This is a genomic window from Streptomyces sp. NPDC006879 (genome assembly GCF_042869595.1).
Taxonomy (GTDB): domain Bacteria; phylum Actinomycetota; class Actinomycetes; order Streptomycetales; family Streptomycetaceae; genus Streptomyces.
The window spans coordinates 160,840-186,537 of record NZ_JBIAGC010000002.1 but is presented as its reverse complement, the minus strand read 5'-3'; the positions used below and the strand labels follow the sequence as shown (position 1 = coordinate 186,537).

24 protein-coding genes and 1 pseudogene are annotated in these 25,698 nt (G+C 67.7%); 17 read left to right on the top strand and 8 right to left on the bottom strand.

Features of this window, described 5'->3' with window-relative positions; genetic code table 11:
* The first annotated feature begins 303 nt into the window (after positions 1 to 303).
* Together ssd and ACFYMC_RS02400 are read left to right on the top strand one after the other, a co-directional pair.
* Positions 304 to 1,473: a septum site-determining protein Ssd gene (gene ssd, locus ACFYMC_RS02405; RefSeq protein WP_388517952.1), complete on the top strand. Its 1,170-nt coding sequence runs from the start codon at positions 304 to 306 to the stop codon at positions 1,471 to 1,473.
* On the top strand, positions 1,470 to 2,822 hold the full coding sequence (locus tag ACFYMC_RS02400; RefSeq protein ID WP_388517509.1) for a TadA family conjugal transfer-associated ATPase: 1,353 nt from the start codon (positions 1,470 to 1,472) through the stop codon (positions 2,820 to 2,822). Before ssd ends, ACFYMC_RS02400 begins: the two co-directional genes overlap by 4 nt.
* 504 nt (positions 2,823 to 3,326) lie before the next feature.
* On the opposite strand, the gene ACFYMC_RS02395 is transcribed toward ACFYMC_RS02400, so the two are convergent.
* Genes ACFYMC_RS02395 through ACFYMC_RS02385 form a run of 3 tightly spaced genes read right to left on the bottom strand, consistent with a single transcriptional unit; the run spans position 3,327 to position 4,191 of the window.
* Entirely contained in the window at positions 3,327 to 3,770 is a 444-nt protein-coding gene (locus tag ACFYMC_RS02395; protein ID WP_388517506.1) for a hypothetical protein, read from the bottom strand.
* Positions 3,767 to 3,943, bottom strand: coding sequence for a hypothetical protein (locus tag ACFYMC_RS02390; protein ID WP_388517503.1), 177 nt, complete (start codon positions 3,941 to 3,943; stop codon positions 3,767 to 3,769). Before ACFYMC_RS02390 ends, ACFYMC_RS02395 begins: the two co-directional genes overlap by 4 nt.
* On the bottom strand, positions 3,940 to 4,191 hold the full coding sequence (locus tag ACFYMC_RS02385; RefSeq protein WP_052030396.1) for a hypothetical protein: 252 nt from the start codon (positions 4,189 to 4,191) through the stop codon (positions 3,940 to 3,942). The genes ACFYMC_RS02390 and ACFYMC_RS02385 overlap by 4 nt, the downstream gene beginning before the upstream one ends.
* Before the next feature lie 131 nt (positions 4,192 to 4,322).
* Here ACFYMC_RS02385 and ACFYMC_RS02380 point away from each other — a divergent pair, with 131 nt between their 5' ends.
* Positions 4,323 to 5,663, top strand: coding sequence for a tol-pal system YbgF family protein (locus tag ACFYMC_RS02380; protein WP_388517500.1), 1,341 nt, complete (start codon positions 4,323 to 4,325; stop codon positions 5,661 to 5,663).
* 388 nt (positions 5,664 to 6,051) lie between these two features.
* Here ACFYMC_RS02380 and ACFYMC_RS02375 read toward each other — a convergent pair whose 3' ends face one another.
* Together ACFYMC_RS02375 and ACFYMC_RS02370 are read right to left on the bottom strand one after the other, a co-directional pair.
* Positions 6,052 to 6,495 carry a hypothetical protein gene (locus ACFYMC_RS02375; protein WP_388517497.1) on the bottom strand — a complete coding sequence of 148 codons (444 nt, stop codon included), beginning with the start codon at positions 6,493 to 6,495 and terminating at the stop codon, positions 6,052 to 6,054.
* Between the two features lie 12 nt (positions 6,496 to 6,507).
* Entirely contained in the window at positions 6,508 to 7,380 is an 873-nt protein-coding gene (locus tag ACFYMC_RS02370; RefSeq protein ID WP_388517494.1) for a P22 phage major capsid protein family protein, read from the bottom strand.
* Between ACFYMC_RS02370 and ACFYMC_RS02365 the strand changes: the two genes are divergently transcribed.
* On the top strand, positions 7,380 to 7,697 hold the full coding sequence (locus ACFYMC_RS02365; RefSeq protein WP_388517491.1) for a hypothetical protein: 318 nt from the start codon (positions 7,380 to 7,382) through the stop codon (positions 7,695 to 7,697). The two genes, ACFYMC_RS02370 and ACFYMC_RS02365, sit on opposite strands and share 1 nt — an antisense overlap.
* 64 nt (positions 7,698 to 7,761) lie before the next feature.
* On the opposite strand, the gene ACFYMC_RS02360 is transcribed toward ACFYMC_RS02365, so the two are convergent.
* Together ACFYMC_RS02360 and ACFYMC_RS02355 are read right to left on the bottom strand one after the other, a co-directional pair.
* A complete protein-coding gene (locus tag ACFYMC_RS02360) occupies positions 7,762 to 8,310 on the bottom strand; it encodes a hypothetical protein (protein WP_388517488.1) in 549 nt (182 codons plus the stop codon).
* Between the two features lie 787 nt (positions 8,311 to 9,097).
* On the bottom strand, positions 9,098 to 10,651 hold the full coding sequence (locus tag ACFYMC_RS02355) for a recombinase family protein (protein ID WP_388517485.1): 1,554 nt from the start codon (positions 10,649 to 10,651) through the stop codon (positions 9,098 to 9,100).
* Positions 10,652 to 10,716: 65 nt separating this feature from the next.
* Here ACFYMC_RS02355 and ACFYMC_RS02350 point away from each other — a divergent pair.
* The 6 genes and pseudogenes from ACFYMC_RS02350 to ACFYMC_RS02325 form a co-directional block, all read left to right on the top strand.
* Positions 10,717 to 11,025, top strand: a pseudogene (locus ACFYMC_RS02350) (ATPase, T2SS/T4P/T4SS family); the annotation flags it as partial.
* Complete coding sequence (locus tag ACFYMC_RS02345) at positions 11,022 to 11,903, top strand: type II secretion system F family protein (protein ID WP_388517482.1); 882 nt, start codon at positions 11,022 to 11,024, stop codon at positions 11,901 to 11,903. The pseudogene ACFYMC_RS02350 and the gene ACFYMC_RS02345, both read left to right, overlap by 4 nt.
* Positions 11,904 to 12,208: 305 nt before the next feature.
* Positions 12,209 to 12,649: a type II secretion system F family protein gene (locus ACFYMC_RS02340; RefSeq protein WP_388517480.1), complete on the top strand. Its 441-nt coding sequence runs from the start codon at positions 12,209 to 12,211 to the stop codon at positions 12,647 to 12,649.
* A gap of 60 nt (positions 12,650 to 12,709) precedes the next feature.
* Positions 12,710 to 12,904 carry a DUF4244 domain-containing protein gene (locus tag ACFYMC_RS02335; RefSeq protein WP_388517477.1) on the top strand — a complete coding sequence of 65 codons (195 nt, stop codon included), beginning with the start codon at positions 12,710 to 12,712 and terminating at the stop codon, positions 12,902 to 12,904.
* Positions 12,891 to 13,268: a TadE family type IV pilus minor pilin gene (locus ACFYMC_RS02330; protein ID WP_388517475.1), complete on the top strand. Its 378-nt coding sequence runs from the start codon at positions 12,891 to 12,893 to the stop codon at positions 13,266 to 13,268. Before ACFYMC_RS02335 ends, ACFYMC_RS02330 begins: the two co-directional genes overlap by 14 nt.
* A complete protein-coding gene (locus ACFYMC_RS02325; RefSeq protein ID WP_388517472.1) occupies positions 13,157 to 13,717 on the top strand; it encodes an Rv3654c family TadE-like protein in 561 nt (186 codons plus the stop codon). The genes ACFYMC_RS02330 and ACFYMC_RS02325 overlap by 112 nt, the downstream gene beginning before the upstream one ends.
* On the opposite strand, the gene ACFYMC_RS02320 is transcribed toward ACFYMC_RS02325, so the two are convergent.
* The gene (locus ACFYMC_RS02320; RefSeq protein ID WP_388517469.1) at positions 13,657 to 16,110 is read right to left on the bottom strand and encodes a DEAD/DEAH box helicase; all 2,454 of its coding nucleotides are present in this window, start codon (positions 16,108 to 16,110) and stop codon (positions 13,657 to 13,659) included. The genes ACFYMC_RS02325 and ACFYMC_RS02320 overlap by 61 nt on opposite strands.
* An 84-nt stretch (positions 16,111 to 16,194) precedes the next feature.
* Here ACFYMC_RS02320 and bldG point away from each other — a divergent pair, with 84 nt between their 5' ends.
* The 7 genes from bldG (at position 16,195) to topA (ending at position 25,626) form a co-directional block, all read left to right on the top strand.
* Complete coding sequence (gene bldG, locus ACFYMC_RS02315) at positions 16,195 to 16,536, top strand: anti-sigma factor antagonist BldG (protein ID WP_388517467.1); 342 nt, start codon at positions 16,195 to 16,197, stop codon at positions 16,534 to 16,536.
* 83 nt (positions 16,537 to 16,619) lie between these two features.
* Positions 16,620 to 17,057: an ATP-binding protein gene (locus ACFYMC_RS02310; RefSeq protein ID WP_388517464.1), complete on the top strand. Its 438-nt coding sequence runs from the start codon at positions 16,620 to 16,622 to the stop codon at positions 17,055 to 17,057.
* A 318-nt stretch (positions 17,058 to 17,375) separates the two neighbouring features.
* Complete coding sequence (locus tag ACFYMC_RS02305; protein ID WP_388517461.1) at positions 17,376 to 19,781, top strand: sodium-translocating pyrophosphatase; 2,406 nt, start codon at positions 17,376 to 17,378, stop codon at positions 19,779 to 19,781.
* 305 nt (positions 19,782 to 20,086) lie between these two features.
* Positions 20,087 to 20,653 (top strand): small secreted protein, encoded by a 567-nt coding sequence (locus ACFYMC_RS02300; protein ID WP_388517458.1) that lies wholly within the window; start codon positions 20,087 to 20,089, stop codon positions 20,651 to 20,653.
* An 88-nt stretch (positions 20,654 to 20,741) separates the two neighbouring features.
* The gene (locus ACFYMC_RS02295; protein ID WP_388517455.1) at positions 20,742 to 22,250 is read left to right on the top strand and encodes a methyltransferase; all 1,509 of its coding nucleotides are present in this window, start codon (positions 20,742 to 20,744) and stop codon (positions 22,248 to 22,250) included.
* 116 nt (positions 22,251 to 22,366) lie between these two features.
* Positions 22,367 to 22,564: a hypothetical protein gene (locus ACFYMC_RS02290; RefSeq protein WP_388517452.1), complete on the top strand. Its 198-nt coding sequence runs from the start codon at positions 22,367 to 22,369 to the stop codon at positions 22,562 to 22,564.
* 218 nt (positions 22,565 to 22,782) lie between these two features.
* Positions 22,783 to 25,626, top strand: coding sequence for a type I DNA topoisomerase (gene topA, locus ACFYMC_RS02285; RefSeq protein WP_388517449.1), 2,844 nt, complete (start codon positions 22,783 to 22,785; stop codon positions 25,624 to 25,626).
* The last annotated feature ends 72 nt before the right edge of the window (positions 25,627 to 25,698 follow it).

Below are 25,698 nucleotides of genomic sequence, written 5' to 3'. Positions count from 1 at the left end.
CATGTCCGGACGCATTTTCGCCTCCTCACTCGGCTGCTTCCGGCCACCGGCATCTGCTATTCCGCTTCACCGGCCTTCGCCCGCGGCCCTCTCATGGACTCAGACTCGTCACGTTGCGTGATAGTTCCGGTGCTCTCCGGAAGTCACTGGGACGGGTGAGCGAGTTATTCACAGGCCCGCTCGAATCCACAGTTTTTAGGCAAGGTCCACTTTATTTCCCGGAAGCCTGCACGGTGATTCCCATCGCGAAGTCCGCGGCTGCAGGGAATCAGCGTGAGAGGGGCCGAGATCGTGGCTGGATCGATGGCACGGAAGTTGCGGGGAGCACCACGAGCGACGGGGGCCCGCCCCAGCGCGCCGGTGATCGTCACCGAGGACCCGGTGCTGCTGGATGATCTCCTGCGCCTGTGTGCCGCCGCCGGAGCGGAACCCGAGGTCAGACACTCCGTCCCGGAGCCTGGTGGTGTCCAGGCGGAGGGGGGAGAGCTCGCGTCCGACTGGCGAGACGCCCCGCTGGTCCTCGTCGGGGACGATGCCGCGCGGCGGGTGCGCACGGGCACGGCACGCCGTGATGGTGTCCTGTTAGTGGGGCGCGACGCCGAGGACGGCGGAATCTGGCGGCGTGGCGTGCAACTCGGGGCAGAGCAGGTGGTCTGTCTACCCGAGGCCGAAGCCTGGTTGGTCGATCGGATCGCCGATGCGGTGGAGGGCACGAACAGCCCCGCGACCACGATCGGACTGGTCGGCGGACGCGGTGGAGCCGGCGCCTCCACGCTGGCTTGTGCACTGGCCATCGCAGCCGCCCGCCGTGGCGAACGCACCGTACTGATCGACGCCGATCCCCTGGGCGGGGGGCTCGACGTACTCCTCGGTGGTGAAGCAGTGGAGGGCCTGCGTTGGCCCGACTTCGCGGAGTCGCGCGGTCGGGTCGCAGGAGGGGCCCTGGAGGAGGCCCTACCTGAACTGCGAGCGCTGCGGGTGCTCAGCTGGGATCGCGGCGACCGGCTCCAGGTTCCGGCGGAGGCGGTGCGTTCCGTGTTGGCCGCGGCGCGGCGGGGAGGCGGAGTCGTGGTCGTGGACCTACCCCGCCGGGTGGACGAGGAGGTGGCCGACGCATATCTCCAACTCGATCTTGCCCTGTTGGTGGTACCCGGGGAAGTGCGTGCCGTAGCCGCGGCCAGCCGAGTGGCCGCGGCAGCCGGGCTGCTGGTACGGGACCTGCGCTTGGTGACACGAGCGCCCTACGCGGCAGGGCTGGGCCCCCCGTGCATGGCCGAGTTGCTCGGCCTGCGTCTGGTCGGGGAGGTGCCAACCGAGCCCGGGTCGGCGGTGGCCGCGGCGGGCGGTCAGCCGCCCGGGTCCGTCGAGCGGGGTCCCCTGGCGCGCTTTTGCGGTCGGTTCTGGGATCAGGTGCTCTGCGAGGACACCCTGCCCGCACTCACTTCAAGCGAACGGATCGGCGGCCGGACATGAGCACGCCCCTGCTGGAAGCAGTCCGGCGCCGACTGGCCGAGAGCGGAGCCGAACCGACCCCCGCACGGGTCGCTGAGGCCTTGCGTGCTCAGCGGCGTCTGCTGGGGCATACGGAGGTCCTGGGAGCGGCCCAGGAACTGCGATCGGAACTGGTGGGGGCCGGCCCCTTGCAGCCGCTCCTCATGGATCCCGCAGTGACGGACGTCCTGGTCGCCGCGCCCGACCGAGTGTGGGTCGACCGCGGCCAGGGCCTGGAGTTGACCACCGTGGTGTTCGAAGGCCCGACGGCCGTACGCCGACTGGCGACCCGGCTGGCTGCCGCGGCGGGAAGACGCCTTGACGATGCCCGGCCCTGGGTGGACGCCCGACTGCCCGACGGTACCCGGCTGCACGCGGTATTGCCCCCAGTGGCGGTCGGCTCGGCCTGCCTTTCGCTGCGGGTGGTGCGGCCGAGGGCATTCAGCCTCGACGAACTGGCTGCGGCCGGCACATTGCCACCCGGCGGGCAGCAGGTTCTGCTGGCGCTGCTCCGATCCAGGCTCTCGTTCTTGATCAGTGGCGGGACGGGGACGGGCAAGACCACGCTGCTGAGCTCCCTGTTGGGCCTGGTGGGCCCCGGGGAACGGATCGTGCTCGCTGAGGACTCCGGGGAGTTACGCCCGGACCATCCGCACGTGGTCCGCCTGGAGACCCGGCCGGCGAATCAGGAGGGTGCGGGCGCGGTGACCCTCGCCGACCTGGTCCGTCAGGCGCTGCGGATGCGACCGGACCGGCTGGTCGTGGGGGAAGTCCGAGGGGCCGAGGTGGCCGATCTGCTCGCGGCGTTGAACACGGGCCACGAGGGTGAGTGCCTGCCCAAACCATACATAGAGCTGGGCAGCGAACACAGAGCAACCCCGCTCGTGCGCCACGGTGGGGGAAGCGCACGAGCGAGGCCCGGCGGAGCCCTACAGGGCCGCACTCAGCCTCTCGCAGACCTCGGCGCTGGTAGGCCGGTCAGCGGGCGAACGATCGAGCATGTGGGGGATGAGACCCCCCAGCACTCCGGGCATGTCCACGGGGCGGTGAGGGCCCGCCACGATGGCTTGCCGCTGAACCTCCCGGGGAGCGTCGTCCGGGTAGGCCACGTGCCGCCAGCCCGTCGCGCTGATGAAGAGTGCCGCCCCCAGCGCGTAAACGTCCGCTTCCTGCGTCGGCGTAGCCAGGCCCGACCCCAACACGCTGGCCGAGATCTCCGGCGCTTCGTAGTGGACGAGACAACCCCGGTACGGGAAGTCATAGGCGCGGGGCACCCGACCGCCATGGGACAGCGCCAGGTCGATCAGGAACGCCCCTCCCGACTCCCCTAAGAGGAAATGCGCGGGCTGCACGTCCCCGTGCACCCATCCCATCCCGTGCAGTCCCGACAGGGCCACAGCGCACGACAGGGCCTCTCCGATGTTCGGCTCGGCCGCCTCATCTCGGCAGGGTGCCCAGCGGTCATGGAGGCTCTCACCACGCCGCCACGGCTGGGCGCCCCACGTGCCGTGCTCCCACTCCCCGCTGAAGATCCGCTCATGGGTGAGCTGTCGCAGAACGGCGGCTTCACGGGCAGGTGCAAGCGCGGTCCATGCGTGAGTCCGACTTGGGTAGCCGACTTTCACCGCGTAGGAACCGGCCTCGGTCTTGACCTTCCACACGGACGACCCGCGCCGGTTGAGCACCAGTTCGGCGGGGCCAGGATTGAGGAGTTGTAGCGCACCGTCCGGCGGGCTGTACGGGCCATCAAAAATCATGCTTCACCTTCCAACAGTGAGACCGGTCCCCGTAGTTGAGAACCGGCCCCACGCTCACCTGTACGGAACGGCTGGCGGTCAGATGGCCCGGTAGTCGCGCCCGCAGTCAGAGTCGCACTGCGCCGCGTTCTCGCCGTTCACGGTCCACAGCGAGTCCACCACCATGAACCCGTTGGCCTTGATCGCGTGCGCCGTCGCCTGCACCTCCTCCAGGACCCGGCCGCCGCCACCGGGGCGCGGGTTGTGCTCCAGGAACCGGCCCGCGTACGTCTCGCAGAACTCGCGGTAGTCGGCGGTGTGCAGGATGAAGCTGTGCAGCGCGCCGTCCACGTCGTCACTCGGGACCATCTTGACCGTGGCGGTACCGACCGTGGCGAGGAACGCGAGGGCCTGATCCGTGGCCCGCTCCGCCTTCTCCAGGTCGTAGCCGAAGTGGGTCACGGTGAACTCAGCGATGCTGTCGAACAGGTCCGAGCTGACCAGCGCGCGGCCGGTCCGAAGGTCGTTCGCGGTTGCCGTCATGGCTGTTCCTCCTTGTGGTGGATGAGCTGTTCCGCAGCGCGCCGAACGAGGACAGGGGCCGCACGCCGTATGGCGGCCTCCCACTCCCGGGCCTCCCGCTCCGCGAGGATGCGCACCAAACCGGCGTCGATCTCCGCGCGCTGTTCCGGGGTGAACCTGGGAACCCCTCTCACATCCGCTCCCTTATCCGCTGGCTCGTGTTCGCGGTGACCACAGCGGTACTGAGCGCGTCGGACTGGTACGCGGGCCGAAGGCTCGACGGGTCCGCTTCCCACTCCCGCCCACCGTTCAAGGGCCGGAGCTGGTAGCGGGGTCCGACGTGCCCCATGACGCGGCCCACTCGGCCCGTGGAGACGTCCAGCGCCGTTTCCCCCGCCTCCCAGTCCCGGGGGTGCTCACGTGCGCTCTCAGGGCTGCTCATGGCTGCACCTCTCGTGTTCGTTCGGCTGCTCACAGAAGGCAACCGCGTAACCACAGCCGAGAGGTACCGTTGCAACAGCGCCAGGACTTAAGAGCTTTAAGCGGCTTGAAGACGCGGGGAGTTGATGACCGGTGACCAGCCCCAACGAGGCACTTGCCCGACTGCGCCGGGAAACCGGGTGGACGCTCCGCCAGTTCGCCCAAGAGGTCAACAAGCTGGGGACCGAGCGGGGAACGCCCCTCAAATACCGAGAGCCTTCCGTGCACCAGTGGCTCAACGGGCACATGCCGAAAGAGGCCGTCCGCCCGCTGATCTTGGAAGCGCTGGCCCGGAAACTCGGACGCCCCATCACGCACAGCGAAGCGGGATTCCCGCCCCCTCCCGCCGAAGAGTCCGGCGCGCTCCCCAGTACCGTGGAAGGACTGCTAGACCTGGGGAGGGCAGACATGGACCCATCGCGCCGGAGCGTGCTCGGAGTAGGTCTGTTCTCTGTCGCCCTCACCGTGCCCAATTGGCCGGACGTCGTCGGTCGTATGGAAGCCACTCAACGAGGCGAGACGCAGCGCATCGGAATGTCCGACGTTCAATCGGTTATCGCCATGACCGAACGTCTCTCAGACATTGACGACCAATTCGGCGGACGGACAGCGCGGCCGATGGCAGCCGCCTATTTGGTCAACACCGTTGCCCCGTATCTCCGCGCTGATGCTCCGGACAACGTCCGCAAAGCGATGATGGCCGCTGCGTCGGATCTGTCTTACCTCACGGGATACATGGCCGTGGACGAGGGCGTTCACGGGATGGCACAGCGCTACTACCTGAAAGCGCTTGAACTCGCCGGGGCATCCGAGGATCACCTCACGTTCTGCACCACGCTCCGAGGGATGAGCGTTCAGGCCGTAGACCTCGGACACGGCCCCGAGGCATTGCGCCTCGCTGACGCTGCCGCCGCCGCTTCCCCGCAGGCCGGTCCACGAATGCGTGCATTCCTCGCCGGACAGCAGGCGCACGCAGCCGCACAAGAGGGCAACGGGCGCATGGCCCTACAGCGCGTCCGGGAAGCCGAGACCGCCATGGAAAAGGCCGAGTCACAGTCCAAGACTTTCGGGTCCTACAACCCTTCCTCGCTGGCGTACCACGTGGGCCAAGTGCGTTACGGGCTTGGGGACTTGGCGGGCTCTATCGAATCTCTCAAGGAATCGAACCGACTCCGCCCTAGCACGTTCCGGCGGACGAGTATCCGCTATCTGTCCATGCTGGCCGAACGGCAACTAGAGGTCGGCCACCTAGAGGCAGCGTGCGAGACGTGGGGGAGCGTGCTGGAGATATACCCTCTCGTCCAGTCCGGCCAGTGCGACCGCAGCATCACCGCGATGCACAGCCGCATTCGCCCGTACTTGAAGAACCACACAGCGCGGGACCTCTACGAACGCGCCCGACTGGTGACGCCCCCGAACCTGCTTCCCACCTAGGAATCGAAGGCGCGGCAAGCCCTTGGGGAGACTGGGCGAGCGGCACCCTGGACCCCGCAGCCGGCGAGAGTCCGGCCTTTTGATCGAAGGTGCTGGGGGCTTGGGCGACTCCAAAACCCGTACCGGCGGAGGTCTGCTATTACGGTACGGTCCAAAAGGAAGCCATTTCGGGCCCCCTCCCCACCCCTTACCTTGGATTCCATGGGTAAACAGGAGCGGAGTCACTTGGCGCGGCTTGCCCTCTGCTCCACCTTCCACCGCTGGTAATCGTCCCAAGGCATCGTCGTCACCATGCGGCAAGCTCCCTCTCGCACGCCTCGCAAAGGGCATCCCGGATTAAGATCCTGTACTCCGCAGTATCGGCAATGCGCATCGCGCTCACCGGACATTAGAGTTCACGGGACTTTCGGACGATACGGGCAACGATCCCGCCGTCTCCCTTGTCGGTCGGGTCAAGGCCACCCGTACCGATTCCAGAGATGCCCGCCGATGCGTACTTAGCCAGCGTTGCAGCTTCGGCCGCTAGCTCCTCGGCAGTCTCACCCCGGAGAAACGAAACCAGCTCATCCGGCAATCCATTACGGCGGGCAGCGCGCTCACGTTCTAGAGCCACCTCGGCCGCCTTAGCCCGGGATGCCGCCTCGGTCAGCGCAGTGCGCATTTCGTCGGTCTCCGCGCGGGAAGCCTCAAGCTCTGCCGTGAGCCCCAAAAGCCGATCAGCGCCCGTATCCGGGGTGGGGGTAGCCTCGGGAGCCAATTCCACCTCCGTCGCCTCAGTAGGGCTTACAGCGGCTCCCTGCGGTGCCTCAGGCATGTTCTCGACTCCAGCCACGATCACCCCTCCTTACGCTGCCGGAACGAACTTGAGACCGACCGCACGATTAACGTCAAGAACGGTAGCGCCCACGAATGCTTCAACGACGCTCATTTCCGTTCGGGTCTCGCCATTGAAGGAAACAAACCAAGTCATCGCGTAGCCCTGCTTATCGTCGTCGGTTGCCGACGCACCGGAAACAGACCCGGGCTTAGCTGGTGCCTTGATAGCGGCAGCGAAAGCCTCCGTGGTCATGGCAACAGCGCCATCCTCGATGAATGGAGACATGTACACATCGAAGCCATGCAGGCGGCCCACAATCGCGTCACGCAGGGCGGACGGAGAACCGGCCGAATCGACCTGCGAAAGGTTCGGGTCCATAAGGAGAGCGCGCTTAACGTTCGGGCTCACGACCAGGACGCGAGACTTAGCGCCGACCTTGCGAGTGTCGAGAATTTCGCCAGCCTCGGTAATCGCGTCACGGGGGTTGGCCGGATCAATCGTCAGCGTGGCAGCGGTGATTACCGGCTGCATCACGGTGGCAATCTCTTCCTCAATCATCTCGGCGACACCGGCAACCTGCGGCATGAGGACCTGTGCGCTGAAGTTCTCAACCTCAAGCGTCATGTCCTTAGCAGTCAGCTCTAGCGGCTGCATTGCGTGAGTGTTGAGCTTGACGGAAACGGTCTGCTCATTTAGCGGCGTGCTGATAGCAGAGGTGGAACCGGTGAACTTGGATGCCTGAAGAATGCGCGGAATGCGGACACGGACCGTGTCACCCCGCCCGCCGATGAAATCAGACTCGGCCTCGCGGAACACGAGACGACCTAGAACTAGCTCGGCCTTGAGTAGCGAAGCAGCGTTCTTGGCAACGACGTTGCTGACGGCAAAGATGTTGGCCATTGTTAGACTTCCTCAGAAAGAACGGTGTTGGTCGGGCGAGTCTTGCGGTAATCGGTAACGATATTGAGTACAGCGATAAGGCCGTGAACGGACTCGCGTACGTCGTCGGCCGTCACAAGGTCATCGCAAAGCAGCTCGACCGCGAAAAGGCGGTGAGTATCAAGAACGGCGTACGGGTCGGATACGACATCCGTGCGGTACAGGTTGAAGGCGTGCCGTGCATCGGCCTTCAGGAGATCAGCGGACATAGAGAATTCCAATCAAAAAAGAAGCGCCCCCCAGCAGTCGCAATGACCGCCAAGGGGCGCACCAACTAACCGCGCTATTTCTAATGGGGATGGACCGGCGAACGATCACCGGCCCATATTCATAAGTAGGCGTCTACGCGGCCTTGGCGCGGTTGCGTCGCGCCCACTCGCGTTTACGGGCACGTTCCCGCTCGACCTTGCAGCCGTCACATATCTGCGGCCAGCGGCGAGACGAGACAGCGGGGCGGGTCACGCTGAAATCCCGCTCGCATTCAAGGCAGTTGCCCGTAAAGCGCTTCTCCCCGTGGCTCATGTCCACCCAACCGGCGGCGGTCGCCCAAGACTTGGACACGGACAGCGTCTGTGAGCGCTGCCGGACAGCGAGCCTCAGAATCCGCTCAGCGGGCGTGTGAAGCTCCCACAGGGGCCGCCAAGGGTCATCCATCGCGTCACGCAGCGAACGCGCGTCAGTGGCCCGTACAGCGACCTCGGGGTAAGGCTGCGGGATGTCGCCCTCACGGCCCCGCGCACGGTGCAACTCTCCCTCGGCCTCGGCGATCAGGTCGCGGGTGATGAACCCGGCTTCCTCCATGGCGGAACGCGCAGACGTGGCGGATGGGTCGTATTCGATGCCCAGCAGCGAAGCGGCGGCAGCCCAATCGTGGGCACCATGGAAAGACAAAAGAAACCCCCAAATGAGAAAACCCCAGATTCCAGCTGGCTGGGGGTTAGAGAATTCGAATATATGTACCACCCTTCAACGTTTAAGGGTGGCGTGCTGAGTGTCGATTGTGGAGAGCGTTTCACCGAGCCCCTAGAGTTCTCTTATGGCTCTTGACTTTTGTGTTGAGAATCAACACTCAACACAAAGAGAGAAATCAATCCTCGCCCCGCTGTTCCTTTTCCCGCTTCTTTCGGTAGGCGGCCCGGTCCCGGCAACTCCGCCCGCAGTACTCGGCTGGTCGGCCAGTGCCCTTATGCTCGACGGGATTTAGGCACCCAGGCAGTGCGCATTCCTGCCCCGTGAGCACGGATTCCACAATGGCCAAGGCGAGCGTTACATGATGGTGCGCAAGGGCGAGGGACCTTGTGGGGGTGCGCCTGCTGTCCGGGCCTAGCCCGAAGCTCCCTTCCATCTCGGCTGCGCGTAGGGCTTCCAGCAATTCAGTGAACTTTGGTATTTCCATGAATCCTGTCTCCGTGTATCCGGCGCAACCCGCTTGATTGGGTCCGTGTATCTGGCGTATGCCTGTCTCGGTCGCTCGTTCTCGTCGGCATATCTGGCGCAACCCGTCGTAGGCGTGCGGCGTATCCGGCGAAACACAGGCAAGAAAAAGCCGGTCGGCTCCGACCGGTCGTTTGTGTTGTAGAGAGCGTGCGGGTAAAGAGCTGCCGTGTGACCTCCTGTGGGATGGCAAAAGGCCCCGCTCCCTGGTGATTCAGGAACGGGGCCCGTGTGCGCTGCCGTCTTACGCTTCCACCTCATCCATTGCTATGGCGAGCAGTTCAGCGGTAGCCGCGTCGGTTTCCCGGACCCACGCCGGTCCGTCGAAGCGCAGGGCCACCCGTGATGCGTCGAATCGCTTCGGTGCGCCGGGCGTGGCCGGTCGGATCTCGGCATGGGTTCCCATGTCCGCGAGCAGTGCCCGCCGCCCCTCGTCGTCGCGCCGCTCCCACTCGGCGGAGACCGGGCCCCCTGCGTCCACCCATCGCCCCTCGGCGTGGTCGGCTTCCTTACGCAACTCGATCTCGCGCTGTTCAAGGGCGGTGATCTGCTGAATCACGAGCTGACCCGCTCGGCCGCTCGGGTCCAACTGGGCAAGGCTTCCTGCCAAGCGGTCAATCTGCGTCCGAACCTCGGAGAGCTGGAGCACAGCGCTGCCGTCCGGCTCGGCCCAACGCTTGAGGTAGGAACCACCGAATACGGTCAGGTAGCGGCGGGTGACAAGCTCGTCCACGGCTGACGCGAGTACGACGTTCGGTCGATGGATGCCTGCCTTGCCGACGCCCTTCGGGCATACGTAGGTGCTGTAGTCCTTCCCGTTGACGGAACGGCGCTGCTTGTACATGGGCCCGCTGCACACGGCACAGCGCGCGATGTGGAGGAGCAGAGCCTTGCCCCGATTCGGTCGGTCCACGCCCCGACCCTTGGCCTTGCTGTCGAGTGCCGCGCGGACGTTGGTCCACGTCTGTGCGTCGAGGATGGCGGGCCCGGCGGAGACGTGACGCCCTTCCGCGTCGAGTACGGCTTGGTGGGTCAGTGCTCCCCGCTTGCTCCCCGGCTTGGCCTGTACAAGCCACCCGCGAAGAGCGGGGGTGTAGAGCACATCCCGCAGCGTCGTCGTGTGCCACTTGGTTCCGCGTACCTTGCGGCCGTCGCGCTGCCGGGCATGGTCTGCCGGGGAAGGGATGCCGCGCGCGGTGAGTTCCCGTGCAAGCCCCGCGACGGATGTGCCGTGGTGAAGGATCTTGTCGGCGCACTCGCGGATGATGGCGGCGGCCGTCTCGTCGATTGCCCAGCGCTTGTCATTGACCGGGCCCGTGGACACGTAGCCGTACGGGGCGAGTCCGCCAAGGTGGTTGCCACGCGAGCGGAAGTGTTCCTTGCTGGCCGTGATGCGAGACGTGATCATGTCGCGCTCGTACTGGGCAAACGCGGCAAGCAGGTTGGCGAGGAACGATCCGTTTTCGGGGGACACCATCCCGTCCGCTGTGACGACCGTTGCCCTGGTTGACCCAGCGGCCTCAATCAGGCGTGAGAATTCGTGGACGCTGCGGGCGTAGCGGTCGAGCTTGGCGGCCAGCACGTAGTCAGTGCGGGGCATCCACGCCAGAACCTCCCGCATACCGGGGCGGTCTTCCAGCTTGCTTGCCCCGCTGACGTTGGTGTCGGTGGCGACGTGCACGACCTTCCACCCGCGCTGTGCGGCGTATGCCTTGCAAGCGGCAATGCGGTGGTCGGGTGCTTCCTCGGCGAACAGGCGAGACAGTCGGTCGTAGATGACCACGGTTTTGGGGCTCATGCAGAACTCCGAGTGAGTCTGTGAAGACCGAACCGTTGCGAATCGCTATGGACGGTTAGGTCAGGCACTCGGGGGGTTGTTGCACCGTCCATGCGAACGCCGCTGCGCATGTCCCGGCCCGGCTTGAGGCCCTGGGTACTGCCGCGGGGCTGGACCGCGCGGCCCTCCACAGCCAACTGGCTGCAGCCCTGTCGGTGGTGCTCCACCTGGTGCGTGACTCCTCGGGCCAGCGGCGGATCGCTGAGATGCACGTTTTGGAGCGGGACCCGACAGGTTTGGTGTTCACCGTTCCGGCGCTGCGTTGGGACGCGCAGGGGTTCGTCCGTGAGCGGGGCTGGGGGCGGCTGCGGGCCATGCTAGGGGGTGCGCGATGAGTCAGGGGCAGGCCGTCTTGTGGTCGGCGGCGCTCTGCGCGGCCCTGGCCGCCAGGCTCCTCAACGGGCCTGACACTGGGCTGTGTCGTTCCCGGCTGGTGCTGGTGGGAGCGCATGCTTCGACCGACCGTCCCCGCCCGTTGCAGAGGATCTTGTCTCGACTGCTGACTGGCTGGCGCGCCCAGATCGGTCCGGAGTGGTCCAGTGCCCTCGTAGGAGTGGCGCTCGCCGTCCTCGGTGAGTCCGTAGCCCCCCTGGTCGCAGGGCTGCTGGGAGTGCCACTGATCCGCCGGCTGCTGCGACTACGGGCAAGTGAACGGGCGAAACGCATGCGGGCCGTGCGCGTGGCGGCCCTGTGCGGGGCGATCGCTGCGGAGCTGCGCGCCGGTCTCCAGCCCGTTCAGGCCTTGCTCGCAGCGGTGCGTGAGCTCGGGCCAGGAGCACAGGGCCTGGGCGTCGCCGAGTCGACGGTCGTGGCGGCGGCAACCTTCGGCGGCGATGTTCCCCAGGCGCTGCGCGAGGCGGCTTCAGCGCCGGGCGCGGCAGGTCTGGCGGGGCTGGCGGCCTGCTGGCAGGTGTCGGTGGACGGTGGCGCCGGGCTTGCGGACGGACTGGACCGGTTGGAGCGGTCTCTGCGCGCGGAGTGCAGCCAACAGGAGTCCCTGCGCGCCCAGGTCGCCGGAGCGCGGTCGACAGCAGTGGTGTTGGCCGTGTTGCCCGCGGCGGGGCTGGCCATCGGTACGGTGATGGGCGCGGACCCCCTGAGGGTGCTCCTGCACACGACTGCCGGTGCGGGGTGCTTGCTGACCGGCGTCTTGCTTGAGACGGTCGGGCTGTACTGGGTGCGGCGCATCATCCGTCCCCGGGGGCGGTCATGACGGGCGCCCTTCTCCAACTCCTCGCAGCCTTGGTCGCATTAGGGCTGATCGGCCTGCTGGCCATGGATCTGAGGGCGCGGTCCGTGCGGCGCAGAGCGTCGGGGCTGTTGGCGCCAGCGCGGACATCGGCCCGAAGCGGCCGGGGCCGGCGCCCGGCTGGAGGGGCTGCCCTGGGTCCCGCTGTGGCTCTGCGGCCATGCCGGTGGCGCTCCCCGCCGGCCACCGCCCGTGGCGCCTGTTCGGCATCCCCCGGGCGGCGGTGGCCCTACAGGCACCGGCTTGATCCTGCCGCCAAGGGTGATGGTGTGGCCCAACTCCCCTTCATCGCAGACCTGCTGGCGGCAGCCCTGGCAGCCGGTGCTGGTCCGAGAGAAGCAGTTGCGGTGGTGGGCGAGGCCGTCGGAGGGTCGCTCGGAGAACTGCTGGCACAGATTGGTGCCGAGCTGAGGCTGGGCGGGGAACCGGATGAGGCATGGGGGAAGTTGGCGGGGCTGGCCGGGGCCCGGTCACTGGCTTCCTGTTTGAACCGCGCTGACCGCACGGGTGCACCGGCGGCAGCGCCGGTCGAGAGGTTGGCGCGCGATCTGCGCGAGTCCCAGGCCAGCTCGGCCGTGCGGCGGGCGCAGCGCGCGGCGGTGTTGATCACCGCACCTGTCGGCCTGTGCTTCCTCCCTGCCTTCTTGGCACTTGGAGTGGCTCCGGTGGTGCTGGGACTGACCTCCTCGATTCTGGGCCCTCGGGGCTGAGGGGCACCGAGTGCTCCATCTGAATGAGACCGATGAACTGTGACGGAAGGTGGAAGAGGCATGTGGGTCTGGAAGCGGGTTCGGATGGCGGTGCGGGAGCTGGGCCGCGACGCGGGGATGACCACCTCGGAGTACGCGATGGGGACCATCGCCGCCTGTGCTTTCGCGATGGTTCTGTACAAGGTCGTCACCAGTGACGCTGTCCTGGCGGCGCTGCAATCGACGATCGGCCGGGCTCTCGATGCCTCCCAGTGACCGCGAGGGCGTCAGGGCTGACCGGGGCTTCGTCACGGCCGAAGCGGCGATGGTGATCCCGACCGTGGTGCTCCTCGGGTTGGCGCTGTTGTGGGGTTTGGCTGCAGCTGCCACGCAGCTCCAGTGCGTGGACGCGGCCCGGGCGGGAGCCCGTGCTGCCGCTCGTTCCGAGCCGCGGGGAACTGTGCTGGCTGTGGCGCGGGCCGCTGCGCCTGAAGGCGCGGCTGTCGCATTGGCCCGGGAAGCCGACCTGTGGCGCGTGCGTGTGGAGGCGCAGGCCCCCGGGCCCACGGCAGTGCCGTTACGGCTACGAGCACAGGCCGTTGCTCTCGCGGAGGACACCTGGTCGGAGTTCGCCCCGTGAGTCGCGATCAGGGGTCGGCGACCGTGTGGGCCGTAGGCGTGATCTGTGCGCTGGGCGCCTTGTTCGGCGGCGTGCTCGCCTTTGGGCAGGTGCTGGTGGTTCGTCACCGGGCTGCCGCTGCGGCTGATCTGGCCGTCCTGGCGGCAGCGAGCCAGTGGCGGCAGGGGGAGCAAGCGGCCTGCAGGCAGGCCGCTCGGGTGGCCGGTGCCCAGGGAGCCGTGCTGGCGCGGTGTGCGGCTGCCGGGGAGGTCGCGGAGGTCACCGCGACGGTTTCCTTCGGTCCCTTCGTTCTTCGGGCACGTTCGCGCGCCGGACCTCCACGGGCCAGCTCCTCCCGGCCCACTGCTTCGGGCGCGGTCCGGTCTTGGGGCCTGGCTGTACTGCCCGGTCAAGGTGGGGGCGTGGCGGACAGGAGGGTGGTCAGAAGACGAATGGCTCCCCGCTTGTGAAGCGGCTCGTTGCCGTTGCCACATTTGGGGGACTGGATGCAGGAGGGGCATCCGGCCTCGCATTCACAGGCGGAAATGGCCTCGAGGGTTGCGGTCAGCCAGTCGTGGGCGGTGTGGAAGCCGCGTTCTGCGAATCCCGCACCACCGGGTTGCCCGTCGTAGACGAAGACCGTGGGAAGGAGGGTGTCGGGGTGGAGCGGCACGGAGACGCCTCCGATGTCCCAGCGGTCACAGGTAGCGAAGAGGGGCAGGAGCCCGATGGAGGCGTGTTCGGCGGCGTGTAGGGCTCCTCCGAGGATCTCCGGGCTGATCCGGGCGTCGTCCAACTGGTCCTCGGTGACCGTCCACCACACGGCGCGGGTGCGCAGGGTCCGGGGCGGCAGGTCCAACTTGGTCTCGCCCAGCACCTCACCGGTGATCAGTTTGCGTCGGAGGAAGGAGACGACCTGGTTGGTGACCTCCACCGACCCGTAGTGGAGGCGGCCCGCCCCCCAGGCCACTTCCAGCTCGGTGTCGAGGAGAGAGATGGCGGTGGTGTCCCTGGCCGTAGTGGAGTAGGGCGGGTTCGCCTCTTCGACCAGCGCCGCCGCGTCCTCCAGATCGAGGTGGCGCACCAGGTAACTGCGGCCCTGGTGGAGGTGGACCGCTCCGTCGTGGACGGTGGTGTGGGCTGCCGACTCGTCCACGGTGCCGAGCAGTCGGCCGGTGGAGGCCTCCACGATCTGCACGGGCCGCCCGCCTCCGCCGCGGATGTCAGCCAGGTCGGCGGCACGTTCACGACGGGTCCAGTGCCAGGCCGTGGCCCGCCTGCGCAATAGCTGGGCTTCCTCCAGTTGGGGCAGCAGGCCCTCCGTCGCCGGTCCGAACAGTGCCAGGTCGGGCTCGGTCAGCGGCAGCTCGGCTGCTGCCGCGCACAGGTGCGGGGCAAGAACGTACGGGTTGTCCGGGTCCAGCACGGTGGCTTCCACCGGTCGCTGGAACAGGGCTTCGGGGTGGTGGACCAGGAACGTGTCCAGCGGATCGTCGCGGGCGACCAGCACGGCCAGGGCGCCGTGTCCCGAGCGGCCTGCCCTACCGGCCTGCTGCCACAGGGAGGCCCTGGTGCCCGGATAGCCGGTGATCAGTACCGCATCGAGCCCGGATACGTCCACGCCGAGCTCCAGTGCGGTGGTGGCCGCAAGGCCGAGTAGCTCCCCAGAGTGCAGTGCCCGCTCCAGGGCGCGCCGTTCCTCGGGGAGGTAGCCACCGCGGTAGGCGGCGACACGCCCGGGCAGCGAGGCATCGACGGAGGCCAGCCTCTCCTGGGCGATCAGGGCGATCAGTTCGGCGCCGCGCCGGGAGCGTACGAAGGCCACCGTGCGGACGCCCTGTACGGCCAGGTCGGTGAGGAGCTCGGCGGTCTCCGCGGTGGCCGTGCGTCGCACAGGGGCCCCATTTTCGCCCACCAGTTCGGTAAGTGGGGGTTCCCAGAGTGCGAAAACGACCTCGCCGCGGGGGCTTCCGTCTTCAGCCACCTCCACCACCGGCACACCCGTCAGTCGGCCCGCGGCAATCGCGGGGTCACTGGCGGTGGCCGAGGCGAGGAGGAAGACGGGGTCCGCGCCGTAGCGGGCGCACAGCCGACGCAGCCGTCGGATGACCTGGGCCACGTGTGAACCGAACACGCCCCGGTAGGTGTGGCACTCGTCGATGACCACGTAGCGCAACGAGCGCAGGAAGGAGGACCACCGGGGGTGTGCGGGCAGGATTGCACGGTGGAGCATGTCGGGGTTGGTCAGGACGTAGTTCGCGTACTGGCGGATCCATTCCCGCCCCTCGACGGGAGTGTCGCCGTCGTAGACGGCGGGTCGCACGGCGTTGCCGAGAGGGGCGGCGAGCTCCCGTACCGCGCGGCGTTGGTCGGCGGCCAGGGCCTTGGTCGGCGCGAGGTAGAGCGCCGTGGTGCCACGTCCGTTGGGGGCGTTCGAACCGTCGAGCAGGGTGGACAGCACCGGCACGAGGTAGGCGAGCGACTTGCCCGACGCGGTACCGGTCGCGACGACCACGGACCGGCCGTCGAGGGCGTGCTCGGTCACCGCCGCCTGATGGGACCAGGGGTGCGCGAATCCGTGCGCCCCGAGGGCGGCGATCACTTCCGGGCGGATGCGATCGGGCCAGACCGCATGCCGACCCTCTCGAGGGGGCAGATGCTCCGTATGGGTGATGCGCGCAGACCGGTCCGGCCCCCTCGTGAGCCGGTCCAGGACGGTACGGGGGGCGGGGCGTGAGTCCGCGGCTGCCGTGGGCCGACCGGGACGGTGCGTGTTGGCCATCGACACCGAGTGTGTCACCGGAGTGAAGGACAATGGTCCTAAGGCGTCGTGTACGTCTGCTGGTAAGTGATTGAATGCCATCGCGGCTGCCAGTCCATCCCCTACCTTCGGGTGGGGAACCCCCTGGGCGGGGGCGCCGCTCGATAGCAAGGTGCTGGAGGATCCGTGGACCTGTCCCTGTCGACTGAAACCGTTGGCGACCGTACGGTCGTCCGGGTCGGTGGCGAGATTGATGTGTATACGGCCCCCAAGCTGCGTGAGCAGCTTGTGGAGCTGGTGAACGACGGCAGCTACCACTTGGTTGTCGACATGGAGTCGGTTGACTTCCTTGACTCGACCGGCCTGGGAGTTCTTGTGGGCGGCCTCAAGCGGGTCCGGGCGCACGAGGGCTCGCTGCGCCTGGTCTGCAACCAGGAGCGTATTCTCAAGATCTTCCGTATCACCGGTCTGACCAAGGTGTTCCCGATCCACACGTCTGTGGAAGACGCAGTCAGCGCCACTGACTGACGTTCTCCGCAGGAAGGACCAGGGGTACCGGGCTTAGCGGCCCGGGCCTCTGTCGGGCACGCCCGCAAGCCGAGGGGGAGCATATGGCCACCGTCGAACTCCGTTTCAGCGCCCAGCCTGAGCATGTCAGGACAGCCCGCCTGGTGGCGGCTGCCGTCGCGCGCCGGGCCGGGGTGGAGGAGGCCGTACTGGACGAGGTGCGCCTCGCCGTCGGCGAGGCCTGCTCGCGCGCGGTGGGCCTGCATCGTGGGGCCGGTGTGACCGCCCCGGTGCGGGTGATGCTCACCGAGGAGGAGAAGGTCTTCTCCATCGAGGTCGGTGACGGGGTGCCCGGGCTCGGGGCTGGTGCCGCCGAAGACGGAGCGCAGCGATCCGTTCCGGCCGATCTCGACGAGGAGGAGGACGAGATGGGTTTGGCGGTCATCAGCGGGCTGGTCGACGATGTGGAAGTCACCTCCGACTCCTACGGAGGGGTGATCCGGATGAGTTGGCCGATCGCCCCACATGCTGAGCCGGCGTGACCACGGTTCCCCTCGCCCCGTGCCGCGGCGACTGCTCGTCCCCTCCACCCATGGGCTGACGCACCGAGGTGGATCCTACGAAGGGCCCTGCTGAGCAGGGCCTTTTTTGTTTTTGTGATCAGCGTTCGTATCGGTGGTAGATCTTTTATCGGTCCGTCAATGCCTTTGCCCCGTTACTTCTTTTGAGGGGAGTGGCGAAACCCGATCAATTGCTGGGGAGGCGGAGAAGGTCAATTCCGTTAGCGGCCCACTGTTTTGATCGGCGACAGCTCCCTACAATCCGTCCACATCTTGAGCTCATCACGTCAAGGAGGACGAATGACGGGGCTCTTCACCCCCCTTCAGCCAGGCGGCCGTACCGTCGACCTGGCCGCAGCAGTACTCACGGATGACAACCGGCTCATCGTGATCGTCATTGCGGCAGTGGCTCTCGCCGCACTCGTCGTGGCCCAGATCCTGGTGCGTCAGGTACTGGCAGCCGGCGAGGGGACCGACAGTATGAAGCGCATTGCTGCCGCCGTGCAGGAAGGAGCCAATGCCTATCTGGGCCGGCAGTTGCGCACCCTTGGCGTATTCGCCGTCGTGGTGTTCTTCCTGTTGTTCTTGCTGCCCGCGGACAACTGGTCGCTGCGCGCCGGCCGTTCCGCCTTCTTCCTCGTCGGTGCGATCTTCTCGGCCGCGACCGGGTACATCGGAATGCGGTTGGCCGTCCGTGCCAATGTGCGCGTGGCTGCGGCTGCCAGAGAGGCGACCCCGGCGGAGGGCGAAGAACCGAAGGATCTGACCGACGTCTCACACAAGGCGATGAAGATCGCCTTCCGCACCGGTGGCGTGGTCGGAATGTTCACCGTCGGACTCGGCTTGCTCGGAGCCTCCTGTGTGGTGCTCGTCTACGCGGCGGACGCCCCCAAGGTGCTGGAGGGCTTCGGTCTCGGAGCCGCGCTCATCGCGATGTTCATGCGGGTCGGAGGCGGCATCTTCACCAAGGCCGCCGACGTCGGCGCCGACCTGGTCGGCAAGGTCGAACAGGGCATTCCGGAGGACGATCCGCGCAATGCTGCGACCATCGCCGACAACGTGGGCGACAACGTCGGCGACTGTGCCGGGATGGCAGCCGACCTGTTCGAGTCGTACGCGGTGACCCTGGTGGCCGCGCTGATCCTCGGCAAGGCCGCCTTTGGTGACGCGGGGCTGGCCTTCCCGCTGATCGTCCCCGCGATCGGTGTCATCACCGCAATGATCGGCGTCGCCGCTGTTTCCCCACGCCGTTCCGACCGCAGTGGGATGAGCGCCATCAACCGCGGATTCTTCATCTCCGCGGTGATCTCACTGGTGCTGGTCGCCATCGCCGTCTACGCCTATCTGCCGGGCACCTACCGTGAGTTGGCTGGTGTCACTGAGAGCGAGATCCAAAACCACGGCGGCGACCCGCGTGTCTTGGCGCTCGTCGCCGTGGCGATCGGCATCGTGCTGGCGGCGCTCATCCAGCAACTGACCGGCTACTTCACCGAGACCAATCGCCGTCCGGTGCGGGATATCGGCAAGTCCTCGCTCACTGGACCCGCCACCGTCGTGCTCGCGGGCATCTCCGTCGGCCTGGAGTCGGCCGTCTACACCGCCCTGTTGATCGGCTTGGGCGTCTACGGGGCCTTCCTGCTCGGCGGCGCTTCGCTGATGCTGGCGCTCTTCGCGGTGGCGCTGGCCGGCACGGGTCTTCTCACCACGGTCGGCGTGATCGTCGCGATGGACACCTTCGGGCCGGTCTCCGACAACGCGCAGGGCATCGCGGAGATGTCCGGCGACGTCGTGGGCGCGGGCGCCCAGGTCCTGACGGACCTCGATGCCGTCGGCAACACCACCAAGGCCATCACCAAGGGCATTGCCATCGCCACGGCGGTGCTCGCCGCGGCGGCGCTGTTCGGCTCCTACAACGAGGCCATCGCCACCGCGGTCAGGGAAGTCGGGGCCAAGGCGGGGGAGATGAACCTCAGTCTGGACATCGCCCAGCCCAACAACCTGGTGGGCCTCATCCTGGGCGCCTCCGTCGTCTTCCTCTTCTCGGGGCTCGCGATCAACGCGGTCTCGCGTTCCGCCGGCGCCGTGGTCTACGAGGTGCGCCGGCAGTTCCGTGAGCGCCCGGGGATCATGGACTACTCGGAGAAGCCGGAGTACGGCCGTGTCGTGGACATCTGCACCAAGGACGCGCTGCGGGAGCTCGCCACGCCCGGTCTGCTCGCCGTGATGGCACCCATCGCGGTCGGGTTCACTCTCGGGGTGGGCGCGCTCGGTTCGTACCTCGCCGGGGCCATTGGTACCGGCACCCTGATGGCTGTCTTCCTGGCCAACTCCGGTGGTGCCTGGGACAATGCCAAGAAGCTGGTGGAGGACGGACACTACGGCGGCAAGGGCAGCGAGGCCCATGCCGCGACCGTGATCGGTGACACGGTGGGCGACCCGTTCAAGGACACGGCCGGACCGGCGATCAACCCACTGCTGAAGGTGATGAACCTGGTCGCGCTGTTGATCGCACCGGCCGTGGTGCAGTTCAGCTACGGGGACGATGCCAATGCCGGGGTCCGGGCGGTGATCGCTGTGCTTTCGCTGGCGGTCATCGTCACCGCGGTCTACATCTCCAAGCGCCGTGGCGTCGCGGTCGATGAGGAGGGCGAAGAGGGAACGGCGGAGCGTGTGGCGAAGCCTTCCGACCCCGCCGCGGTCGCCTGAGGCGCCCGGCACCGGCCCGGAGGGCGCCGGGCGCGCGGGCCGGCGGGGGCGGCGCCCCAGGACGGGTGGGCAGCATGCGGTGAGCATGCTGCCCACCCGTCTGATGTCGGAGGCATTGAGATCTTTTGTGGTGGTCGATTCGGGGCGTGTGAGGGGCCCGGTGGGCTGCGCTCGCTATGACATGCGCCCTTAATCGCCTGGGTCAAAAGGGTGTAAATAGGTATGTATCCGGCATGAGCCTCGCGGGTGTCGTCGGCTCGGCGTGTATGTTCCGGGGCCGAGAAGCCTTGGAAGGGACCCATCCGGTGAACAAGAAGCTTGCAGCCGCGCTGTCCGGCAGCGCGGTCATGGTGCTGGTGCTGTCCGGCTGCGGCGACGACAGCGAGAAGAAGGTCAACGCCTGGGCCAAGCAGGTCTGCGACGGGGTGCAGCCGCAGGTCAAGAAGATCGAGGCCGCCAACTTCGCGATCCAGAAGGAGACCACGGACAACAGTGCCGCCGGTGCCGTCAAGCAGACGGACGCGGCTGCCTTCCAGTCCATGGCCGAGGCCTACCAGGCCATGGGTGCCGCTGTGCAGACCGCCGGAGCGCCGCCCGTGAAGGACAGCCAGACCACCCAGCGCGACGCGGTCAAGGAGCTGGAAGCGATCTCCCAGTCCTACGCCGGGCTCAAGGCCAAGGTGGATGCACTGGACGCCAACGACCAGGCCAAGTTCGCCGACGGCCTCAAGGGCATCGCCGACGAGCTCGACAAGCTGGGCAAGAGCGGCAACGACGCGCTCACCAAGCTCCAGTCCGGAGAGGTGGGCGCTGCCATGAAGAAGCAGAAGAGCTGCCAGCGCACCCCTGCTCCGGCGGGCGCCCAGCGCTGAGGCCCGTCCGGCGCCACCTCGACGACGGGACCGCCAGCCGCGGGGGCGGCGCAACACAGTTGTCGGCGCCACCCGACACAATGGGCGGGTGAGTACCACCGGCCTTCCCTCGCCCGACCGTTCCGCCTCCCTGCGCGAGGCCCTGCTCACCGCGGGGTTCACCGCGGACGGCCTGCTCGACCTGCTCGGCGCGCCGGCCTACGCCGCGCTCGCCCGCAGTGAGACAGTGCCCGCCTTGCGCGCCACCCGGGGGACCACACCGCTGGAGACCCTGGTCCGGCTCTTCCTGCTCCGGCGCTCGGTCACCCAGGAGCGCGCGGCGGCGGCGTTGCCCGTGCGCGAAGCCCTGGCCGACGGCTGGTTGCAGCAGGTCGGCGACGAGGTGCGGGCGCGGGTCGACGTCCGACCGTACGGCGGGCCGGACGGCCAGGACTGGTTCATCGTCTCCGATCTGGGCTGCGCGGTCGGCGGAGCGGGCGGTATCGGAAGCCGGGAGGAGGGCGTGGTCCTCGGCGTCGGTGGGGCTTCCACGACCCTGGCCGGCATCACGGTCCGTACCCCCGTCGGCAAGGCCCTGGACCTGGGTACCGGATCGGGGATCCAGGCCCTGCACGCTTCGCAGCACGCGACTTCGGTCACGGCCACCGACGTCAACCCTCGGGCGCTGTCCTTCACCCGGCTGACGCTGGCCCTGTCGGGGGTCCCGGAGGCCGAGCTGGTGGCCGGTTCCCTCTTCGAACCAGTCGGCGAGGAGAGCTACGACCTGATCGTCTCGAATCCGCCGTTCGTGATCTCGCCCGCTGCCCGGCTGACCTACCGCGACGGCGGGATGGGGGGCGACGACCTGTGCCGCACTCTGGTGCAGCAGGCGGGAGCCCGACTGGCCGAGGGCGGATACGCGCAGTTCCTGGCCAACTGGCAGCACGTGGCGGACGAGGACTGGCGGGACCGGCTGCGTTCCTGGGTGCCCCGCGACTGTGATGCCTGGATCGTGCAGCGCGAGGTCCAGGACGTCACTCAGTACGCCGAGCTCTGGCTGCGGGACGCCGGTGATCACCGTACCGACCCCGACGCTTACGCCCGGCTCTACGACTCCTGGCTCCAGGAGTTCGAGGACCGGCGGACCACGGCGGTCGGCTTCGGCTGGATCACCCTGCGCAAGTCGTCCTCGGAGCAGCCTTCGGTGGTCGTCGAGGAGTGGCCGCACCCGGTGGAACAGCCGCTCGGTGAGACCGTGCTCGGTCACTTCGCCCGTCAGGACTACCTGCGCGACCATGATGACGCCGCGTTGCTCGCCGACCGCTTCCGGCTGGCGGACGGGGTCGTGCAGGAGCAGGTGGGCCTCCCCGGCGCGGAGGATCCGGAGCACGTGGTGCTGCGGCAGAGCCGCGGGATGTGCAGGGCGACCAAGGTGGACACCGTGGGGGCGGGTTTCGCCGGGGTCTGTGATGGCACCCTGTCGGCCGGCCGCATCCTGGACGCGATCGCCCAGCTGGTGGACGAGGATCCGGTGGTGTTGCGCGACCGCACCCCTGAGGCGATCCGGATGCTGGTCGGTCAGGGCTTCCTGGAACCGGCTGAAGCGCCCGAGGGATAGCGGTGGGCCGGTAAGGCGCACCCGTTCACCTGGGGTTCGCGCTGTGGACGCCGGGCCTTGGCACGCTGAGCCGTATCCGGTGTTCCGCCGGGTTCTCGGGGGGAAGGGTGTCCGTCATGGAACAGGGTCCTGCGATCTTCGCCGGTGTGACTTTCACTTTGTTCGGTGGCGGGCTGTTGCTGTGGACGGGGGCCCGCACGGTGCACCGCCTGCCGGTCGCACACGGAGTGCGTTCCGTGCCGGCAGTCGTGCTGACGGCCCTGGCAGGGAGCCTTTCGCTGGTCCTCGGAGTGTGGTGCCTCGGGCATCTGTGAATCGACACGCCGGAGGCACGACAAGATCACTTACGGGTGTCCGAGCAGGGCCGCCCGGGGGGTCGCGAGGAGATCCAGGCGGCAGAAACGGCACTAGTCGGGTTACCGTTCGAGTGGCCGTTGCGGGCTTCTGCCGTTTGACACGGGGGCGGGTTGTACCGTCACACTCCGCAGCGTCGCCGTACTGCGACCAGTGCCCACCGGAGAGAAGAGCCAAGTTGTCCCCGACAAGCGAGACCGCAAAGGGCGGCCGCCGACTCGTCATCGTCGAGTCTCCTGCCAAGGCGAAGACCATCAAGGGCTACCTCGGCCCGGGATACGTCGTCGAGGCGAGCGTCGGGCACATCCGTGACCTTCCGAACGGTGCCGCGGAGGTGCCCGAGAAGTACACGGGCGAGGTGCGCCGCCTCGGTGTCGACGTCGAACACGACTTCCAGCCGATCTACGTCGTCAACGCCGACAAGAAGGCGCAGGTCAGGAAGCTCAAGGAGCTGCTGGCCGAATCGGACGAGCTCTTCCTCGCCACCGATGAGGACCGCGAGGGCGAAGCCATCGCCTGGCACCTTCAGGAAGTCCTCAAGCCCAAGGTCCCGGTCCACCGGATGGTCTTCCACGAGATCACCAAGGACGCGATCCAGGACGCCGTGGCCAACCCGCGCGAGCTCAACAAGCGCATGGTCGACGCCCAGGAGACCCGCCGCATCCTCGACCGCCTCTACGGCTACGAGGTCTCGCCGGTCCTGTGGAAGAAGGTCATGCCGAGGCTGTCGGCCGGGCGGGTCCAGTCCGTTGCCACCCGACTCGTCGTCGAGCGCGAGCGCGAGCGCATCGCCTTCCGCTCCGCCGAGTACTGGGACCTGACGGGCACCTTCGCCACGGGCCGTGCCGGTGACGCCAGCGACCCGTCCTCACTGGTCGCCCGGCTGAACTCGGTGGACGGACGCCGTATCGCGCAGGGGCGTGACTTCGGCTCGAACGGGCAGCTCAAGAGCGATGTGCTGCACCTCGACGAGTCGAGCGCCCGAGCCCTGGCCGCGGCGCTCGCCGAGACCGCCTTCGCCGTACGCTCGGTGGAGTCCAAGCCGTACCGGCGCTCCCCGTACGCCCCCTTCCGCACCACCACGCTGCAGCAGGAGGCCTCGCGCAAGCTCGGCCTCGGTGCCAAGGCGACCATGCAGGTGGCCCAGAAGCTGTACGAGAACGGCTTCATCACCTACATGCGTACGGACTCCACGATCCTCTCGGAGACCGCCGTATCGGCCGCCCGTGCGCAGGTCACGCAGCTCTACGGCGCCGACTACCTGCCGGACAAGCCGCGGGTCTACGCCGGCAAGGTCAAGAACGCGCAGGAGGCCCACGAGGCGATCCGGCCTTCGGGCGATCGTTTCCGCACGCCCGCCGAGACGGGGCTCAGCGGAGACCAGTTCCGCCTGTACGAACTGATCTGGAAGCGGACCGTTGCCTCCCAGATGAAGGACGCCGTCGGCAACTCGGTGACCGTCAAGATCGGTGGCCGGGCCTCCGACGGACGCGACGCCGAGTTCTCCGCCTCCGGAAAGACGATCACTTTCCACGGCTTCATGAAGGCCTACGTCGAAGGCGCCGACGACCCGAACGCCGAGCTCGACGACCGGGAGAAGCGGCTCCCCCAGGTAGCCGAGGGCGACGCGCTCTCAGCCGAGAAGATCACCGCCGACGGGCACGCGACCAAGCCGCCGGCCCGCTACACCGAGGCCTCACTGGTCAAGGAGCTCGAAGAGCGCGAGATCGGGCGTCCCTCGACGTACGCCTCGATCATCGGCACCATCCTCGACCGGGGCTACGTCTTCAAGAAGGGGACGGCGCTCGTCCCCTCGTTCCTCTCCTTCGCCGTGGTCAACCTGCTGGAGAAGCACTTCGGTCGACTCGTCGACTACGACTTCACGGCGAAGATGGAGGACGACCTCGACCGCATCGCCCGTGGCGAGGCCCAGGCCGTCCCGTGGCTCAAGCGCTTCTACTTCGGTGAGGGCGGCGAGGCGGCCGGCGCCGCGGCAGCGGCCGGCAACGGCGACGGCGACCACCTCGGCGGTCTCAAGGAGCTCGTCACCGACCTCGGTGCGATCGACGCCCGCGAGATCTCCTCCTTCCCGGTCGGCGAGGGTGTCGTCCTGCGGGTGGGCCGCTACGGTCCCTACGTCGAGCGCGGCGAGAAGGACGCCGAAGGCCACCAGCGCGCTGACGTCCCTGATGACCTCGCCCCCGACGAGCTCACCGTCGCCTACGCCGAAGAGCTCTTCGCAAAGCCGAGCGGCGAGTTCGAACTCGGTAAGGACCCTGTCAGCGGAAACCAGATCGTCGCCAAGGACGGCCGCTACGGTCCGTACGTGACGGAGATCCTCCCCGAAGGCACGCCGAAGACCGGCAAGAACGCAGTCAAGCCGCGTACCGCCTCGCTCTTCAAGAACATGTCCCTGGACACCGTCACGCTGGACGACGCACTGCGGCTGATGTCCCTGCCGCGCGTGGTCGGCGCCGACGCCGAGGGCGTGGAGATCACCGCGCAGAACGGCCGCTACGGCCCGTACCTGAAGAAGGGCACGGACTCGCGCTCCCTGGAGACCGAGGACCAACTCTTCTCCATCACGCTGGACGAAGCCCTGGCCATCTACGCCCAGCCCAAGCAGCGGGGACGTGCGGCAGCCAAGCCGCCGCTGAAGGAGCTGGGCACCGACCCGGTCAGCGAACGTCCGGTCGTCGTCAAGGACGGCCGCTTCGGCCCCTACGTGACCGATGGTGAGACGAATGCCACACTGCGGCGTGAGGACGAAGTAGAAACGATCACTCCGGAGCGGGGCTACGAGCTGCTCGCGGAGAAGCGGGCGAAGGGGCCGGCGAAGAAGGCGGCCAAGAAGGCCCCGGCGAAGAAGGCCCCGGCGAAGAAGGCCACCGCCACCAAGACGGCAGCGGCCAAGAAGACCGCCACCAAGACCACCACGGCCAAGAAGACCGCGGCGAAGAAGACCACGACCGCCGCAAAGAAGACGGTCACCGCCAAGAGCACCACGGCTTCGCAGGAATAGTCACCGAAGCCGTAGAACTCGCGGATAACACGGACAACACCCCCGGGGAGCCGCCCGCCCAGCCAAGGGCCG

What these genes read in the sequence shown, in the direction of transcription:
- ssd (WP_388517952.1), top strand. Translation starts at nt 304, where the DNA reads ATGGCACGGAAGTTGCGGGGAGCACCACGAGCGACGGGGGCCCGCCCC.
- ACFYMC_RS02400 (WP_388517509.1), top strand. Translation starts at nt 1,470, where the DNA reads ATGAGCACGCCCCTGCTGGAAGCAGTCCGGCGCCGACTGGCCGAGAGC.
- ACFYMC_RS02395 (WP_388517506.1), bottom strand. Translation starts at nt 3,770, where the DNA reads ATGACGGCAACCGCGAACGACCTTCGGACCGGCCGCGCGCTGGTCAGC.
- ACFYMC_RS02385 (WP_052030396.1), bottom strand. Translation starts at nt 4,191, where the DNA reads ATGAGCAGCCCTGAGAGCGCACGTGAGCACCCCCGGGACTGGGAGGCG.
- ACFYMC_RS02370 (WP_388517494.1), bottom strand. Translation starts at nt 7,380, where the DNA reads ATGGCCAACATCTTTGCCGTCAGCAACGTCGTTGCCAAGAACGCTGCT.
- ACFYMC_RS02355 (WP_388517485.1), bottom strand. Translation starts at nt 10,651, where the DNA reads ATGAGCCCCAAAACCGTGGTCATCTACGACCGACTGTCTCGCCTGTTC.
- ACFYMC_RS02345 (WP_388517482.1), top strand. Translation starts at nt 11,022, where the DNA reads ATGAGTCAGGGGCAGGCCGTCTTGTGGTCGGCGGCGCTCTGCGCGGCC.
- ACFYMC_RS02335 (WP_388517477.1), top strand. Translation starts at nt 12,710, where the DNA reads ATGTGGGTCTGGAAGCGGGTTCGGATGGCGGTGCGGGAGCTGGGCCGC.
- ACFYMC_RS02330 (WP_388517475.1), top strand. Translation starts at nt 12,891, where the DNA reads ATGCCTCCCAGTGACCGCGAGGGCGTCAGGGCTGACCGGGGCTTCGTC.
- ACFYMC_RS02320 (WP_388517469.1), bottom strand. Translation starts at nt 16,110, where the DNA reads ATGGCATTCAATCACTTACCAGCAGACGTACACGACGCCTTAGGACCA.
- ACFYMC_RS02310 (WP_388517464.1), top strand. Translation starts at nt 16,620, where the DNA reads ATGGCCACCGTCGAACTCCGTTTCAGCGCCCAGCCTGAGCATGTCAGG.
- ACFYMC_RS02305 (WP_388517461.1), top strand. Translation starts at nt 17,376, where the DNA reads ATGACGGGGCTCTTCACCCCCCTTCAGCCAGGCGGCCGTACCGTCGAC.
- ACFYMC_RS02290 (WP_388517452.1), top strand. Translation starts at nt 22,367, where the DNA reads ATGGAACAGGGTCCTGCGATCTTCGCCGGTGTGACTTTCACTTTGTTC.